This window comes from Streptomyces sp. NPDC102259, from assembly GCF_044766465.1.
GTDB lineage: Bacteria > Actinomycetota > Actinomycetes > Streptomycetales > Streptomycetaceae > Streptomyces.
The window spans coordinates 272,728-289,620 of record NZ_JBIWMA010000012.1; the positions used below are offsets into that span (position 1 = coordinate 272,728).

The 16,893-nt window shown below is 73.4% G+C and carries 10 protein-coding genes; 3 read left to right on the plus strand and 7 right to left on the minus strand.

What is annotated here, in order from left to right; all coding sequences use genetic code 11:
• Positions 1 to 65: 65 nt before the first annotated feature.
• Together ACIRPU_RS26865 and ACIRPU_RS26870 are read right to left on the minus strand one after the other, a co-directional pair.
• Positions 66 to 3,395, minus strand: coding sequence for an ATP-dependent helicase (locus tag ACIRPU_RS26865; protein WP_403871704.1), 3,330 nt, complete (start codon positions 3,393 to 3,395; stop codon positions 66 to 68).
• 293 nt (positions 3,396 to 3,688) lie between these two features.
• Entirely contained in the window at positions 3,689 to 4,075 is a 387-nt protein-coding gene (locus tag ACIRPU_RS26870; RefSeq protein ID WP_403871706.1) for an MGMT family protein, read from the minus strand.
• A 188-nt stretch (positions 4,076 to 4,263) separates the two neighbouring features.
• Between ACIRPU_RS26870 and ACIRPU_RS26875 the strand changes: the two genes are divergently transcribed.
• From ACIRPU_RS26875 to ACIRPU_RS26885, 3 genes are all read left to right on the plus strand, one after another.
• Positions 4,264 to 6,951, plus strand: a complete 2,688-nt coding sequence (locus ACIRPU_RS26875; protein ID WP_403871708.1) for a lysylphosphatidylglycerol synthase domain-containing protein — start codon at positions 4,264 to 4,266, stop codon at positions 6,949 to 6,951.
• 74 nt (positions 6,952 to 7,025) lie between these two features.
• Positions 7,026 to 8,570, plus strand: a complete 1,545-nt coding sequence (locus ACIRPU_RS26880) for an alpha/beta hydrolase (protein WP_403871710.1) — start codon at positions 7,026 to 7,028, stop codon at positions 8,568 to 8,570.
• A gap of 137 nt (positions 8,571 to 8,707) precedes the next feature.
• Positions 8,708 to 10,270, plus strand: a complete 1,563-nt coding sequence (locus ACIRPU_RS26885) for an alpha/beta hydrolase (RefSeq protein WP_403871712.1) — start codon at positions 8,708 to 8,710, stop codon at positions 10,268 to 10,270.
• 86 nt (positions 10,271 to 10,356) lie between these two features.
• On the opposite strand, the gene moeZ is transcribed toward ACIRPU_RS26885, so the two are convergent.
• From moeZ to ACIRPU_RS26910, 5 genes are all read right to left on the minus strand, one after another.
• Positions 10,357 to 11,535, minus strand: a complete 1,179-nt coding sequence (moeZ, locus tag ACIRPU_RS26890; protein WP_355709556.1) for an adenylyltransferase/sulfurtransferase MoeZ — start codon at positions 11,533 to 11,535, stop codon at positions 10,357 to 10,359.
• Positions 11,536 to 11,598: 63 nt separating this feature from the next.
• On the minus strand, positions 11,599 to 12,357 hold the full coding sequence (locus tag ACIRPU_RS26895; RefSeq protein ID WP_403871715.1) for a spherulation-specific family 4 protein: 759 nt from the start codon (positions 12,355 to 12,357) through the stop codon (positions 11,599 to 11,601).
• Positions 12,345 to 13,307, minus strand: coding sequence for an NAD-dependent epimerase/dehydratase family protein (locus ACIRPU_RS26900; protein ID WP_385569615.1), 963 nt, complete (start codon positions 13,305 to 13,307; stop codon positions 12,345 to 12,347). Before ACIRPU_RS26900 ends, ACIRPU_RS26895 begins: the two co-directional genes overlap by 13 nt.
• Positions 13,308 to 13,670: 363 nt before the next feature.
• A complete protein-coding gene (locus tag ACIRPU_RS26905) occupies positions 13,671 to 14,897 on the minus strand; it encodes a hypothetical protein (protein ID WP_403871717.1) in 1,227 nt (408 codons plus the stop codon).
• Complete coding sequence (locus tag ACIRPU_RS26910; protein WP_403871719.1) at positions 14,894 to 16,657, minus strand: DUF3492 domain-containing protein; 1,764 nt, start codon at positions 16,655 to 16,657, stop codon at positions 14,894 to 14,896. Before ACIRPU_RS26910 ends, ACIRPU_RS26905 begins: the two co-directional genes overlap by 4 nt.
• Between the last annotated feature and the right edge of the window lie 236 nt (positions 16,658 to 16,893).

Here is a 16,893-nt window from a genome sequence, read left to right on the forward strand (position 1 = left end):
ATCGCCCGGCGGGACCGAGAGAAGCCCAGGTCAGCAGGTGTGGTGCGGTCCGTCACACGGGTCGTTCACTCGACCACGTGCCGTCCCTCGGGCCGGGCGCTGCACGAGGCGCGGAAGGCGCAGTGGGTGCACTGCTGGCCGGCGGTCGGGGTGAAGCGCTCGTCGAGGACCTTGCCGGCCGCCGTGGCGAGCAGGTCGCCGACCCACTCCCCCGCCGCGCCCTCGAGGGCGTCCTGCGCCTGCACCTTGGGCAGGCTCTCGCCGCCGTCCCGCTTGGCGGCGCTCTGACGCAGCTGGACGAGTTCGGCGCCGCCCGGTGGGGGCCGTACGCCGTCGAAGGCCTCGTCGACGGCGCCCTCGCGGACGGCCAGCTGGTACACGGCGAGCTGGGGGTGGCGCTCCACCTCGCGGGCGGTCGGCGCCTGTTTGCCGGTCTTGAAGTCGACGACGTAGGCACGGCCTTCGGCGTCGGCCTCGACGCGGTCCATCTGGCCGCGGATGCGCACCTCGTACTCGCCCGCTTCGAGGGTGACGTCGAAGTCGTGCTCGCTGGCGACCGGGGTGCGGCCCGTGCGGTCCATCACATGCCACTTCAAGAAGCGTTCGAGCGCCACGCGCGCGTGTGCCTTCTCCTGCGCGGACTTCCACGGCGCGTCGAAGGCGAGGGCGTTCCACACGGAGTCGAGGCGCTCCATGAGGACGTCGAGATCGGCCGGGGTGTGCCCGGAGGCGACCTCGTCGGCGAGGACGTGCACCACGTTGCCGAACCCCTGGGCGACGGTGGCGGGGGCGTCGGCCTTCACCTCGCGGCCCAGGAACCACTGGAGGGCGCAGGTGTTGGCGAGCTGGTCGAGGGCGCTGCCGGAGAGCACGACGGGCTGGTCGCGGTCGCGCAGCGGCACCTTGCTCTCGGTCGGCTCGAACATGCCCCACCAGCGGTACGGGTGGGCGGACGGCACCAGGGGCCTGCCGTCCTCGTCGGCGAGCGCGGCCAGCCGGGCCAGCCGGCGGGCCGCGGCCTCCCGGAGGGTGGCGGAGGCGCGCGGGTCGACCGTCGTGGCGCGTAGTTCGGCGACCAGCGCGGCGACCGCCAGGGGGCGGCGCGGGCGGCCGGTGACGTCCTTGGGCTCGACGCCGAGTTCGGTGAGGAAGCGGGAAGGCTGGTCGCCGTCGTCGGCGGGCGCCTTCACGGCGGTGACGACGAGCCGCTCGCGCGCGCGTGTGGCGGCGACGTAGAACAGGCGGCGCTCCTCGGCGAGCAGCGCGCCCGGGTTGAGCGGCTCGGCGAGTCCGTCGCGGCCGATGCGGTCGGCCTCCAGGAGGGAGCCACGGCGGCGCAGGTCCGGCCACAGGCCTTCCTGGACGCCGGCCACGACGACCAGGCTCCACTCCAGGCCCTTGGCGCGGTGGGCGGTCATCAGGCGTACGGCGTCGGGGCGCGCGGCGCGCCGGGTGAGGGTGTCGGCGGCGATGTCCTCGGCCTCGATCTCGGCCAGGAAGTTCAGGGCGCCCCGGCCGCCGGTGCGCTCCTCCGCGCGGGCGGCGGTGGCGAAGAGCGCGCACACGGCGTCCAGGTCCCGGTCGGCGTTGCGGCCTGCCGCGCCGCCGCGCCGGGCGGACCGCTCCAGACGCGCGGGCCAGGGCGTGCCGTCCCACAGTTCCCACAGCGCCTCCTCGGCCGTGCCGCCCCGCGCGAGGCCCTCCCGGGCCGTCGCCAGCAGCGCGCCGAGGCGCTGGGCGCCGCGCGCGTACGTCGGGTCGTGGGCGACCAGCCGCACCGGCTCCGCGAGGGCGCGTGTCAGCAGCACGTCGGAGGGTGGCGGCAGCGCGTTGCCCGCGGCGCGCTCCTCCTCGCGCAGGGCCCGGCCGAGGCGGCGCAGATCGGCGGCGTCCATGCCGGCCAGCGGGGAGGCGAGGAGGGTGAGGGCGGTCTCGGTGTCGAGCCAGCAGGCGTCCGCGCCGGTCTCGGGGTCCTCGTCCCCCGCCGGTGCCGCCGCGGAGGCCTCCGCCGTCGCCACCGCCCGCAGGGCCGTCAGCAGGGGCGCCACGGCGGGTTCGTGGCGCAGGGGGAGATCGTCGCCGTCGATGTCGAGGGGGACGCCGGCGGCGGTGAGGGCGCGGCGGACCGTCGGGATCGTGCGGGAGCCGGCGCGCACCAGTACGGCCATCTCGCGCCAGGGGACGCCGTCCTCCAGGTGCGCGCGGCGCAGGATGTCGGCGACGTTGTCCAGCTCGGTGCCGGGGGTCGGGTACGTGTAGACCTCGACGCGGCCGCCGTCGCGTGCCGCAGCCAGCTCGCGGTGGGCGCGGACCTTCTCGGCCGGGAGGCGGGTCAGGGGCATCCGCTGGGTGAGCCGTCGGGTGGCGGCCAGGAGGGCGGCGCCGGAGCGGCGGGAGGTGCGCAGGACCTCGACGGGGGCCGGACGGCCGTCGGGGCGGGGGAAGTCCTCGGGGAAGTCCAGGATGCCGTTCACATCGGCGCCCCGGAAGGTGTAGATCGACTGGTCGGGGTCACCGAAGGCGACCAGGCTGCGGCCGCCGCCGGCGAGGGCGTGCAGCAGCCGTACCTGGGCCGGGTCGGTGTCCTGGTACTCGTCGACGAACACGGCGTCGTACCGCGCGGCGAGCCGTTCGGCCACCTCGGGGCGGTGGGCGAGGAGGACCGCGCGGTGGACGAGTTCCGCGTAGTCGATCACGCCGTGCAGATCGAGCACGTCGAGGTATTCGGCGAGGAAGGCGGCGGCGGCGCGCCAGTCGGGGCGGCCGATGCGGTGCGCGAAGGCGTCCAGGGCGGCGGGGTCGAGGCCCAGTTCGCGGCTGCGCGCGAGCACCGCGCGGACCTCGTCGGCGAAGCCGCGCGTGGTGAGGCAGGCGCGCAGTTCGTCCGGCCAGCGCACATGCGCGAGGCCGAGCCGTTGCAGGTCGAGCTGGCCGGCGAGCAGTTCGCGGACGGCCACGTCCTGCTCGGGTCCCGAGAGCAGCCGCAGGGGCTCCACGAAGAGGTCGGCGTCCTGGTGGGCGCGGATCAGGGCGTAGCAGTACGAGTGGAAGGTGGTGGCCTGGGGCGCGCGGGCGGCTCCCATGCGGTGCGCCATCCGGTCCCGCAGCTCCACGGCCGCCTTGCGGCTGAACGTGAGCACCAGGATGCGCTCGGGGTCGTCCCCGCGGGCGATCCGGGCCGCCACGGACTCGACGAGGGTGGTGGTTTTGCCGGTGCCCGGACCTGCGAGGACGAGCAGTGGACCGGCACCGTGGTCAACCACGGAGCGCTGTGCGGCGTCCAGACGGGGGGGACCCACGCGGGCAGGCGGAGTACGCACCAGTCGGTAAGCGCCACGGTCCCCCTGTCGCCCCTGGGGGTGCGACAGGCGCCGGGTGGAGAAAGAGGAGCTCACGTGGTTCGCCGGTCCTGGTGGGTGTACTGGTTGACGGAGCACCGCGCGGGGAGGGCGGTGATCACGGGATGAGGGGGACGCGTGCAGCCGACGCTACGCCGACGAGCGGTCCGGAAGGACTGCTTCCGGTTCTTCTCTCAAGGCCCTCGCAGCCCTCACGCCCCTCCCGTCCCGCCCGCCGCGCACGTCTCTCGCCCCTCGAACGTACGCCATGCCGCGGACGTGCCCCCTTTGCGCCGTTTCCCCCGTACGAGCCACAAGATCCCCTCGGCGCCGTCCGATGGCGGAAGCTGTCAGGTGTGACCTTCCGCGCGCCCGCCGCCGTCCCACCGAGCCCGCTTCATGTCGAGGCGCGGCAGGTGACCCTGGGCGGCCCTGCTCGCCTGTTTCAGCGGCGTGCCCTCGGCGCGGTAGTGGTCCAGCGCCCGCAACTCGTGGCCCGGGAGCAGCATCCCGTCCGCGCGGACCACGCGCCACCACGGGACGGCGCCGCCGTAGAGGGCCATCACCCGGCCCACCTGTCTCGGCCCGCCCTCCTCCAGCCACTCCGCGACGTCCCCGTACGTCATGACCCGCCCGGGCGGGATCAGCTCCGCGACCTCGAGGACCCGCTCGGCGTACTCCGGCAGCGCGTCCGTGTACTCCGGGCGGGCGTCGTCCGGAAGGCTCTGCTCGCTCATCCGGCCCATCCTGCCCCACGGCACCGACAATGGGACGGGCCGGCGACCCTGGGCGACCCTCGCCCCCGGGCGGCGCTTCAGGCAGACTGTGCGCCCCCGCATTTGCACCCTGATGCCCCCGTGTGTCAGTGGGGCATGCCACCATCGTGCGGGCGGTGACACCGGTGATACGAGATCAAGAAGAGACGATGAAGCAGCAGGGCGTGCATCCTGAGGGCGCGGAAGGCACCTCTGACGCCGAGCCGCGCCCGGACATCACCGAAGAGGCACGGGAAGAGGTGCACATCGACGAGGTCGAGGGCGACGAACCGCTCCTCCCCGCGCGCGTGCACCGCCCTTCCGACCTGATGCGGCTGCTGGTGGGCGTGCTCGCCGTGGTCCTTCTCCTGGGCATCGCCGCCTTCGCGCACGGGACGACCTCCGGCCTCGAACAGGACATCAACAAGGGCACCGGACAGGCTCCCGATCTCCTCATCAAGATCGCGGGGCTGGCGTCCAGCATCGCGATCCTGCTGGTGCCGGTCGCGTTCGCCATCGAGCGGCTGATCAAGCGCGACGGGCTGCGCATCGCCGACGGCGTCCTCGCCGCGGTCCTCGCCCACGGTGTGACCCTCGCCACCGACCTGTGGGTCGCCAAGGCCGCCCCGAGCTCGATCCAGGAGGCGCTCACCCAGCCCTCCCCCGGTGACATCCACGCCCTCACCGACCCCGTGCACGGCTACCTCGCGCCCGTCATCGCCTATATGACGGCCGTCGGCATGTCCCGTCGGCCGCGCTGGCGCTCGGTGCTGTGGATCGTGCTGCTCCTCGACGCCTTCTCGATGCTCGTCACCGGCTACACGACACCGTTCTCGATCATCCTCACGGTGCTGATCGGCTGGACGGTGGCCTACGGGACGCTGTACGCCGTCGGCTCCCCGAACGTGCGCCCCACCGGGCGGACGCTGATGGCGGGCCTGCGGCACGTCGGCTTCCGCCCGGTGAGCGCGGCCCGCGAGGAGAGCCCGGACGCGGCGGAGAACGACCGGGGCAGACGCTACTTCGTCACCCTGGAGGACGGTCCACCGCTCGACGTCACGGTCGTCGACCGGGAACAGCAGGCCCAGGGGTTCTTCTACCGCGCGTGGCGCAATCTGACCCTGCGCGGCTTCGCCACCCGCAGCAGCCTCCAGTCGCTGCGCCAGGCGCTCGAGCAGGAGGCGCTGCTCGCCTACGCGGCCATCGCGGCCGGCGCCAACGCGCCGAAGCTGATCGCGACCTCCGAGCTCGGTCCCGACGCGGTCATGCTCGTCTACGAGCACACCGGCGGCCGCACCCTCGACTCGCTGGCGGACGACGAGATCACCGACGACCTGCTGCGCAACACCTGGCACCAGGTGCAGGCACTCCAGTCGCGGCGCATCGCGCACCGCCGCCTCGCGGGCGACGCGATTGTGGTGGATCGTTCCGGCACGGTGATCCTCACCGATCTGCGCGGCGGTGAGATCGCGGCCGGCGACCTGCTGCTGCGCATGGACGTCGCCCAGCTGGTGACGACCCTCGGCCTGCTGGTGGGCGCCGAACGAGCGGTGGCCTCCGCGGTGGGCGTGCTCGGACCGGACGCGGTCGCGGACTGTCTGCCGATGCTCCAGCCCATCGCACTGACCCGCTCCACGCGCGCGACGCTGCGCCGACTGGCACGCGAGCGGGCGCAGCGCGAGCGCGAGGCGGTCCTGGAGGCCTCGCAGCAGGCCAAGCAGGCCCGCCTGGAGGCGGCAGGGCACGACACCTCACCCGTCGTCCTCGAGAAGCCGGACAAGAAGGCCGTACGCGCGGAGGCACGGGCCGAGAAGCGGGCCATCGACGACGCGCTCGAAGAGGCCCGCGAGGAGGATCTGCTGACGCAGATCCGGCACCAGGTGCTGCTGATCCGGCCCCAGGCGCCGGTCGAGCCGGCCCGGCTGGAGCGGGTGCGGCCGCGCACCCTGATGAGTTTCATCGCCGGTGCCATCGGCGCCTACTTCCTGCTGACGCAGCTCACCCACATCGAGTTCGGTCCGCTCATGGCCAACGCCGAGTGGGGCTGGGTGGCCGCGGCCGTGCTGTTCTCCGCGGTGAGCTACGTCGCCGCGGCGATGGCCCTGCTGGGGTTCGTGCCGGAGCGGGTGCCGTTCCCGCGGACCGTGGCCGCGCAGGTCGCCGGGTCGTTCGTGAAGATCGTGGCCCCGGCCGCGGTCGGCGGGGTCGCCCTCAACACCCGCTTCCTCCAGCGCGCGGGGGTGCGGCCCGGCCTCGCGGTGGCCAGCGTCGGCGCCTCGCAGCTGTTCGGCCTCGGCTGCCACATCCTGATGCTGCTGTCGTTCGGCTATCTGACCGGTACCGAGAAGACGCCGTCGCTGTCGCCGTCCCGCACCGTCATCGCGGGTCTGCTCACGGTGGCGGTGCTCGTGCTCGTGGTCACCTCGGTGCCGTTCCTGCGCAAGTTCGTCGTCACGCGGGTGCGGTCCCTGTTCGCCGGGGTCGTGCCGCGCATGCTGGACGTGCTCCAGCGGCCGCAGAAGCTGGTCACCGGCATCGGCGGCATGCTCCTGCTCACCGCCTGCTTCGTGATGTGCCTGGACGCGTCGATCCGCGCGTTCGGCGACGAGTCGACCTCGCTCAGCATCGCCAGCGTCGCCGTCGTCTTCCTCGCCGGCAACGCGCTCGGCTCCGCCGCCCCGACACCGGGCGGAGTCGGCGCCGTCGAGGCGACCCTGACGGTCGGTCTGATCGCCGTGGGCCTGCCCAAGGAGGTCGCCGCTCCCGCGGTGCTGCTCTTCCGCCTGCTGACGCTGTGGCTGCCGGTGTTGCCGGGCTGGCTGGCCTTCAACCACCTCACCCGCAAGGGCGCCCTGTAGGAGGGCGCCGGCGCCCGTACCTCGTACGGCCCGCGCCCCGCGCGCGTGCCCGGGCACCACCGCAGGATGGGATCATGCCGAACCCCTCCCGCCTGCGCGCCGTCGCCGTGACCGCCACCGCCCTGCTGCTGTCCTCCATGGTGGCGGGCTGCGGCGACGATGCGCAGGACGAGGATCTGACGGCGCAGAAACTGAGCTGGAAGGACTGCCCGGCCCCCTCCCAGGCGGAGGGCGGCGGCAGCGCCCCGTCTCCGCTGCCGGACGGCGACCAGTGGCAGTGCGCCACCATGAAGGCGCCCCGCGACTGGGACGACCCCAAGGGCGACACGATCGACATCGCGCTGATCCGGGCCCGGACGAGCGGCGACGAGAGCCGCAGGATCGGCTCCCTGATCTTCAACTTCGGCGGCCCCGGCGGCTCGGGCGTCTCCACCCTGCCCGCCTTCAGTGCGGAGTACGCGGCCTTGCGCACCCGCTACGACCTGGTCAGCTTCGACCCGCGCGGGGTCGGCCGCAGCGCCGGGGTGCACTGCGAGAACGACCAGCAGCTCGACGCGTACTTCCAGCAGGACGGCACACCCGACGACGCCGCCGAGCGCACCGCGCTGCTGGACAACACCAAGGACTTCAACGCGGCCTGCGAGAAGAACTCCGCGAAGATGCTGCCGAACGTGCGGACCACGGACGCGGCCCGCGACATGGACCTGATGCGCCAGATCCTCGGCGACGACCGGCTGTACTACTTCGGCATCTCCTACGGCACCGAACTGGGCGGCGTGTACGCCCACCTGTTCCCCAAGAACGTGGGGCGCGCCGTCTTCGACGCGGTCGTCGACCCGACGCAGACGTCCGAACAGGGCTCGCTCGGGCAGGCCGAGGGCTTCCAGCTCGCCCTCGACAACTTCGCCGACGACTGCACGTCCAAGACGGAGGACTGCCCCGTCGGGGACACCGCGCAGGACGTGAAGGACAGGATCGCGGGGCTCCTCAAGAACCTCGACGGCAAGCCGATCCCGGGCATCTTCCCGCGCGAACTGACCCAGAGCGCCGCGACCAACGGCATCGCGCAGGCGCTGTACTCGAAGGACTTCTGGGAGTACCTCACCGAGGGCCTGGAGCAGGCCTACGCCGGGGACGGCAAGATCCTGATGCTGCTGTCCGACCTGATGAACGGCCGCAACGAGAACGGCGAGTACAGCAACATCACGGCCGCCAACATCTCCATCAACTGCGCCGACGACAAGCCGCGCTACTCCACCGCCCAGGTGCAGCAGAGGCTGCCGGAGTTCCGGGCCGCCTCCAGCGTGTTCGGGGACTTCCTGGCCTGGGGCATGGTCAGTTGCACCGACTGGCCCGTCGCCGGCGCGGCCGACCATCCCGACGTGAGCGCGCCCGGGTCGGCGCCGATCCTCGTCGTGGGCAACACCGGCGACCCGGCGACCCCGTACGAGGGGGCCCGGAAGATGGTGGAGGCGCTGGGCCCCGGGGTCGGGGTCGAGCTGACGTACAAAGGGCAGGGGCACGGTGCGTACGGCAGCAAGAACAAGTGCGTACAGACGGCGGTGAACGGCTACCTGCTGAACGGCAAGGTGCCGGCCGCGGGGACCGTCTGCTCCTGACGCCCTCACAGATTCCCGGGAAACCCGCAGGTCAAAAGGTTATCCACAGGCCCGGACGGGTGGGCCGTGCGCCGCCTAATATGGCCTGACAGCCGTGCGCCGCCGAGTGCGGACGGCCTGCGAGGGGGGAAGTGCACATGGCGCGATTCGTACGGTGGACGGCGCTGGGGGCCGTCGCCGCACTGCTGGTGACGGGTTGTAGCAGCGGCGCGTCGGACGGGGACGGGGACGACAAGGGCGGTACGTCCGACGCACGGCCCACCGCCGCCTCCGGAGCGACCGCCGCGACGGCCGCGCTGCCCGCTTCGCTGACCGGGCAGAAGCTCGACTGGGGACGCTGCAAGGCCACCGCGGACTCCGCCGCGCCGGGCAGCGACTGGCAGTGCGCGACGCTGAAGGTGCCGCTGGACTGGTCGAAGCCAGACGGCAACACGATCGGCCTCGCCCTGGTGCGCACCGAGTCCCGCGCCCAGGGGAGCAAGCGGACCGGCTCGCTGCTGTTCAACTTCGGCGGCCCCGGCGGCTCGGGAGTGTCGACGCTCCCCTCCTACGGCTCCGCCTTCTCCTCGCTCCGCGAGCGCTACGACCTCGTGAGCTGGGACCCGCGCGGGGTCGGCGCCAGCGAGGGCGTCCGTTGCCGCGCCGACAAGGACATCCAGACCGCCGAGTCCCTCGACTCCACCCCGGACACCCCCGCCGAGGAACAGGCGTACTTCACGGACGCCACCGCATTCGGCAAGGGCTGCGAGAAGGCCGCCGGCAAGCTGCTGGCGCATGTGTCGACGACCGACACCGCCCGCGACATGGATCTGATGCGCCAAGTCCTCGGCGATTCGAAGATGCACTACTTCGGCATCTCCTACGGCACCGAACTGGGCGGTGTGTACGCCCACCTGTTCCCGAAGAACGTGGGGCGGCTGATCCTCGACGCGGTCGTCGACCCGAGCGCCGACTCGGTGGGCCACGCGCAGAACCAGGCACGCGGCTTCCAGCGGGCCCTCGACGACTACCTCGAGTCGACGGGCCAGGACCCCGCGAAGGGCAGCGCGAAGATCGCGGCCCTGCTGGACCGGATCGACACCGACCCGCTGCCCACGTCGGACGGGCGGAAGCTGACGCAGACGCTCGCGGTCACCGGGATCGTCCTGCCCCTGTACAGCAAGCAGGGCTGGCCGAGCCTGACCAGCGCCCTGGAGTCGGCGGAGGACGGGGACGGCTCCGAACTGCTGACGCTCGCCGACGGCTACAACGAGCGGGACACCTCGGGGCACTACGGCACGACGACCCACTCGCAGCGGGTCATATCGTGCCTGGACGACAAGCAGCGGCCGACCGCCGAGGAGACGAAGAAGCTGCTGCCGGAGTTCGAGAAGATCTCGCCCGTGTTCGGGGACTTCCTGGGCTGGGACACGGCCGGCTGGTGCCACGACTGGCCGGTGGCCGGGCAGTACGACACCCCGGAGGTGAGCGCGGCGGGTGCGGCGCCCATCCTGCTGGTCGGCAACACCGGGGACCCGGCGACGCCGTACGAGGGCGCCCGGAAGATGGCGGACGAGCTCGGCAAGGGCGTCGGTGTGCTGCTCACCTGGAAGGGCGAGGGGCACGGTGCGTACGGCAGCGGGAGCGACTGCGTCGACTCGGCGGTGGACGCGTACCTGTTGAAGGGGACGGTGCCGAAGGACGGCAAGGTCTGCTCATGACGACGGCGGGGGCTTCGCGCACTCGTGGTACGCGAAGCCCCCGCCGATCGGACCGGTTCTCCCGGTGCGCCGGGGGAACGGCCGGGTCAGTAGATCGGCTTGCTCGGCTCGATCTGGTTGACCCAGCCGATCACGCCGCCGCCGACGTGCACGGCGTCCGAGAAGCCCGCGGACTTCAGGACCGCGAGGACTTCCGCACTGCGGACACCCGTCTTGCAGTGCAGGACGATCTTCTTGTCCTGCGGCAGGCCCTCCAGGGCGGTGCCCAGCAGGAACTCGTTCTTCGGGATCAGCTTGGCGCCCGGGATGGAGACGATCTCGTACTCGTTCTGCTCGCGGACATCGATGATCTCGATGCTCTCGCCGTCGTCGATCCACTCCTTGAGCTGCTTGGGAGTGATCGTCGAGCCGGCCGCCGCCGCCTGGGCCTCCTCGGAGACGACGCCGCAGAAGGCCTCGTAGTCGATGAGCTCGGTGACGGTCGGGTTCTCGCCGCAGATCGCGCAGTCGGGGTCCTTGCGGACCTTGACCTGGCGGTACTGCATCTCCAGGGCGTCGTAGATCATCAGGCGGCCGACCAGCGGCTCGCCGATGCCCGCGAGGAGCTTGATCGCCTCGTTGACCTGGATGGAGCCGATCGACGCGCACAGCACGCCGAGCACGCCGCCCTCGGCGCAGGAGGGAACCATGCCCGGCGGCGGGGGCTCCGGGTACAGGCAGCGGTAGCAGGGACCGTGCTCGGACCAGAAGACGGACGCCTGGCCGTCGAAGCGGTAGATCGAGCCCCACACGTACGGCTTGTTCAGCAGCACGCACGCGTCGTTGACCAGGTAGCGGGTCGCGAAGTTGTCCGTGCCGTCGACGATCAGGTCGTACTGGCTGAAGATGTCCATCACGTTGTCGGCCTCGAGCCGCTCTTCGTGCAGGACCACATTCACGTACGGGTTGATGCCGAGGACGGAGTCACGGGCGGACTCGGCCTTGGAGCGGCCGATGTCGGCCTGGCTGTGGATGATCTGCCGCTGGAGGTTCGACTCGTCGACCTCGTCGAACTCCACGATGCCGAGCGTGCCCACCCCCGCCGCGGCCAGGTACATCAGCGCCGGCGAGCCCAGGCCGCCGGCGCCCACACAGAGCACCTTGGCGTTCTTCAGCCGCTTCTGCCCGTCCATCCCGACATCGGGGATGATCAGGTGGCGGGAGTACCTGCGGACCTCGTCTACGGTGAGCTCAGAGGCTGGCTCGACCAGGGGTGGCAGCGACACGGGGACTCCGTTGGTCGGTCGATCACTACAGTTGTTCTCCCCGTAACACTGCCATGGCCTTCTTCATTCCGAGACACCCGTTCCGATCCGCGAGACGAGTTCGTCCCAGTAGCCGGGCAGGGTCTCCCAGGGGTCGGCGAGGCCGCCGCGGTCGGCGCCGTCGGTGAACCAGATCGTCGCGGCGCCCTGCCAGCGCGCGATGCGCAGCGCCTCGTCGAGGTGGCCGCGCGGCACGCCGTGCACGAGGTGGCAGAACCGCTCGGGCGGGTGCTCCGCGGTCCACTCGGCCACCTGCGACCAGCGGTAGTCGCTCCAGGAGCCCGAGAAGGTGACCACCTGGTCGGCGTGCTCGGCGTAGCCGGGGTACGGGTGGGCGCCGTGGCCGAGGACGATATGGGGCGCGTCGCCGAGGGCGCGGAGCGTCCCGACCGTGCGGCGCAGCTCGGGGAGGGCGGTGCGCCCGGCCGGGCACCGGTCCAGGAGGAAGCCGTCGACCTGGTACCAGTCCAGGTGGCGCTGTGCGTCGGAGATCACCTCGGCGAAGGGACGGGCGCCGTAACGGATGTCCAGGTGTCCGAGGACACGGACGCCGGCGTTGCGCAGTCGGCCCGCGGCTTCCAGACAGCGCGGGTCGGGGCGGTCGCCGGGGCCGTCGGCGACGTCGAGGACGACCCAGTGCAGGGGTCTGCCGGGACGTGCGAGCTCGCGCCACTCGGTCGGCGCGAGAAGGGGGTGCGCGATGCCGGGGACGCCGAAGCCGGTGCGGACGTCGGTGGTGCCGGCACTCGCCGTGCCCGCCGGAGTTCCGGTCAGATACGACATGCGGCCTCCATCCAGATGTCGGCGAGGGACTCCTCGAGGTTGATGCGGGGCCGCCAGCCGAGCCGGTCCCGGGCGGTGCGCACATCGGCCTGCTGCCAGCTGCCGCAGCCGTCCGGATACGGGTACGCGACGGGCCCCGCGTGGTCCGACTCGGGCCGGGGGTGGCCGATGGCGGCCCTGAGGTGGCCGCCGGACGGCCCGTCGAGTTCGTGCAGTGCGCCGCCGTACCCGGCCACCCGCGCGAGGATCGCGGCGGCGTCGCGCAGGCGGACGGCGCGGCCCGAGCCGATGTTGATGACGCCCTGCGCGGCGGAGAGCGAGGCCGCGTGCACGGCGCGGGCGACGTCCCGGACGTCGATGAAGTCGCGTTGCACGCCGAGGCCGCCGAGCTTGAGCTCGCCGTCGCCGGACTGCATGGCGCGGCGCATGGCCTCGGCGAGCCGGCCCAGCGGAGAGCCGGCGGGCGTGCCCGGACCGGCGGGCGAGAAGACCCGGAGCACGACGGCGTCCAGACCGGAGCCGAGGACGAGTTCGGTGGCGGCGAGCTTGCTGACGCCGTACGGGCCGCCGGGGCGGGGCACGGCGTCCTCGGCCGTCGAGGAGCCGGGCTGGCTCGGGCCGTACTCGGCGCCGCAGCCGATCTGCACCAGACGTGCGCCGCAGCCGCTGCGGCGCAGCGCCTCACAGACGGTGGCGACGGCGACCGTGTTGTGCCGGGTGAGTTCGCGGGCGCCGCCCCGGGTGGTGCCCGCGCAGTTGACGACGACCTGGGGGTGGACCGCGTCGAGGAAGCGGGTGAGCGCGCCGGGGCTGCCCGACGCGAGGTCGAAGCGGACGTCGGCGTCGTCGCCGCGGCCGAGCGCGGTGAGCTGGACGGCCGGGTCGGCGAGCAGACGGTCGGCGACGAAACGACCGAGGTAACCGTTGGCTCCGGTCAGCAGGACCCTCATCGTGCGGCTCCCGGGGTGTGCGCCGTGGCAGTCGCCGGGGCCACGGGGGCTCCGGTCGCCCCGTCTCCTCCGGCTGCTCCTGTGACCGCGGGGGCGCCTGGGACCCCGGGTGCCCCGGTATCTCCGGTCGCTCCGGATCGGGAGGTGGTCATCTGGTCTCTCCTTCAAGCGTGTTGCGGTGGACTGCGGCTGGGTGGAGGAACGCGTGCCTCGCGTGGCCCGGGCGCGGCGGGGTTCGCGCCGCACCCGGTGGCCGAGACGCCGACGGCGGGCGCCGGAGGTGCGGCCAGGTGCGGGGGCGGGCTCGGGTCGGCACAACTGGCCCGTTCGCCACGGCCGGCCCGTTCGCCACGGCCGGCCCGTTCAGCACGGCCGGTCCGTTCGTGCGTGGGCCGAGGCCCTGGTCAGCGTGCGGGTCGCGTGGAACAGCAGGGTCAGCGCCGCGGCTCCGCAGACGAGGGACGGGACACCGGCCGGACCCCAGGCGGCCACGAGGCTCTCCACGGGGGTGGCCAGGAAGCCGCAGCCCGGGAGCCGGCCCGTGAAGACCGTGGCCGGGGCGAGCGCCTCCGCCGTGCCGACGACTCCGAGAACGACCGCGGGGGCGTGGGTGAAGCCGTGCGCCGTGAGGAGACGGGCGAGGAAGAGGAGCGCGCCCAGGGTGAGGGTGTGGCCGTAGTCGGCCGGCTCGCCCAGGACCGCGGCGCACAGCGGGGTCAGCGCGGCCAGCGCGCACAGGAACAGGGCGAAGGTACCGAGCAACAGCGGTTGCACTGAGGCGGCGAACTCCTCCAGGCCACGGCTGGTGTCCAGTCGGCGCCGGGCTCGTACGGCGAGGAAGTGGGCGCTCCAGGCGGCCGGCGCGCAGGCCAGGGTGAGGGTCAGCAGCGGTGCCGCGGCGAAGGGCCAGGGACCGCCCGCCGTCCCGTCGGGCAGGCCGTCGGGGCCCCCGGCGACGGCGGCGCGCAGAAGGCCGTCGCCGAGGGCCGCGTAGCCGAGGAGCCAGCAGGTCCAGGCACCCGTCCGGTGCGGGCCCGGGTGAGCGCCACGGTGCGGACTCAACGGGCCCCGGCGCAGTACCGCACGCACGGCGAGGGCGACGGCGAGCACGCCCGCGGCGGCGACGAGCAGACACGTGCGCCCGTGGGTGAGACGCACTCCGGTCACGGCCGCGGCGCACAGGACGCCCGGCAGGAGGGTGAGCAGTGCCCGGTCCAGACGGGGCCGTGGGGTCGCCGCGGCCGGAGGGAGCGGGGGCGCGTCACCGTCGCGGGGGACGCGGGCGTACATCTCCTCCGCGAGGGAGAAGACGTCCCGGTGCCGGAAGCGTGCCGCGGTGCGGTCGGTGACCCCGTGGGCCTCCAGGCCCGCCGCGATCTCCAGCGGGTCGACGGCGCGTTCGCACAGCTCACGGTGACGGCGCATCAGGGCTTTCACCGGGTCCGCGGCGCCACGGCGGGCAGCGGCCGGCCTGCGCCCGTCGGCGGCGGCGTCGACGCCCGCGCCGAAACTCCCCGGCGCCTCCGCGGCCCCCGGCGCTCCCGCGGCCCCCGGTGTTCCCGGTCGGTCCAGTTCGTCGAGCCCGCTCATCGTGCCCCCTCCGTCGCAGCGATCGGCGAGGGGTCCCGGGGCGGTGGCCCCGCCGCCCAGCCCGGACCGCGCCGGGTGGTGACACGCGCGTCCGGGCCGGTCCAGTGGCCCGCCAGACACGCCTCCGCCGGGACGGCGAACGGACGGGGATCGCCGTCGTCGAAGATGAATCGCCGCGCCGGCGCCTGGGCGACGAGCTCCAGGTAAATGCCGTGAAATGCCGTGATGTTCTGCTCGACCGTGAAGAGTTCCAGGGCGCGGGCGCGGGCGGCCGCGCCCAGGCGCGCACAGCGCTCGGGGTCGCGCAGCAGCGCCACGCACGCCTCCGCGAGCGCCCGCGGATTGCGCGGCGGAACGACCAGTCCCGTGCCGCCGATGACCTCGACCACCGCGCCGACGTCGGTCGACACCGTCGCGCGGCCGCAGAACATCGCCTCGACCAGGCCGACCGGGAACCCCTCGACGACGCTGGACAGGACGACCACCGCGCCGGCCGCGTACGCCTCGGCGAGGGTGGGCGCCTCCGGTCCGCCGATCTCCTCGAAGGACACCGGGTTGTCGCCGACGGCGTGCGGTCCGTCCGCCTCGTCGGGGAAGAGCTGTGCGGCCAGCACCTTGCAGTGGCCGAGGTAGGCCTGTCCCTCCGCCCCGGCCGGGGCGGAGATGATCCGCAGGCGCGTGCGCGGCTCCTCCTTGCGGAGTTCCGCGAAGGCGTGCAGCAGGGAGACCAGGTCCTTCGCCGGTTCCACCCGGCCGACCCAGACCAGGGTGTGCGGGTCGGCGGTGTCGAGGGAGTCGCCCACCTCGGCGAAGCGGGACGCCTCCATGCCCGGGTAGACGGTGCGCAGCTTGGCGCGGTCGGCGCCGCAGCGCTCCTGCCAGCGGCGGGCGTGCGTGTTGCCGGGGGTGACGCATGCCGCCTGCCGGTACACCTCGGCGGCGAGCCGACCGTGGAAGGCGGCGACCAGGGCGCGTACGGCGGGAGCCGCCTCGGCGGCCGGCGCGCTCCCTGAGCCTGCGGACGAGGGACCCGGCCCCGAGCTCAGATAGTGGGTCCGCAGCCGGACCCCGTACTCGGTCACCAGCAACGGCACGTCGAAGAAGTGCCGTGCGAGCAGCCCGGGCAGTGCCGCCGCGCCGCCGGACGTGGCATGGCACAGGTCGACCGCGTCGAGGCCGTCGCCTCCGCCGTCCTCCCCGTACCAGTCGAGCGAGAGGGGGCGCAGGGCGCGTTCGAGGTGCGCGGCGACGGCGAGCAGCTCGGGTACGCGCGCTTCGCGCGCCGGGCGTAGCGCGCCGGGCGCGCGACAGGCGCGCTCCAGGGTGCGCACGGCATTCTCCGAGCGGAGCGCCCCGACCAGGCCGCCCTCGTCCCGGGCGAGTTCGGCTAGGCCGTACAGCGCGTTGGCGAAACGGTCCGCCTGAACGGTCGGAGCGGCCCCCGGGGGACCCGCCGGGTCCGGGGGGTCCCCCTCGCACAGCGCGGTCACCAACTCGCCGTAGGACTCCGCGAAGCGCCGGCGCGCGCGCCTGCCGTAGGCGACCCCGTCGTCCTCGGCCGTCCACAGCCGTGCCGTACGCACCCGGCTGACCTGCGGCGGAAGCTCGACCCAGCCCGCCGCCTCCTGGTGTTCGGCACGGCTGAGCGCGTAGACGTCGAACTCGTGCTGCCCGAGCCCGCGCACGAGCCGGTCGCACCAGAGCCCGGCGTCACCGCTCAGATACGGATAGCCGCCCTCCGTCAGCAGTCCGATGCGCACGCGCACTCCCGATCTCCCGTTTGGGGAGCCGCCGTTGACCCGGCGGCTCGCAGCGGGACGAACGTATGCGGACAAGGTGGTGGGGGGGGGGGGGGGGGGGGGGGGGGGCGCCCCCCCGGGGGGGGGGGGGGGGGGGGGGGGGGGGGCGCGCCGCCCCCCCCCCCCCCCCCCCGGAAAGGCACCCCGGGGGACACCCGCACGGTCCTGGCCGACCGCCGGAGGCCTACGCGTCGTAC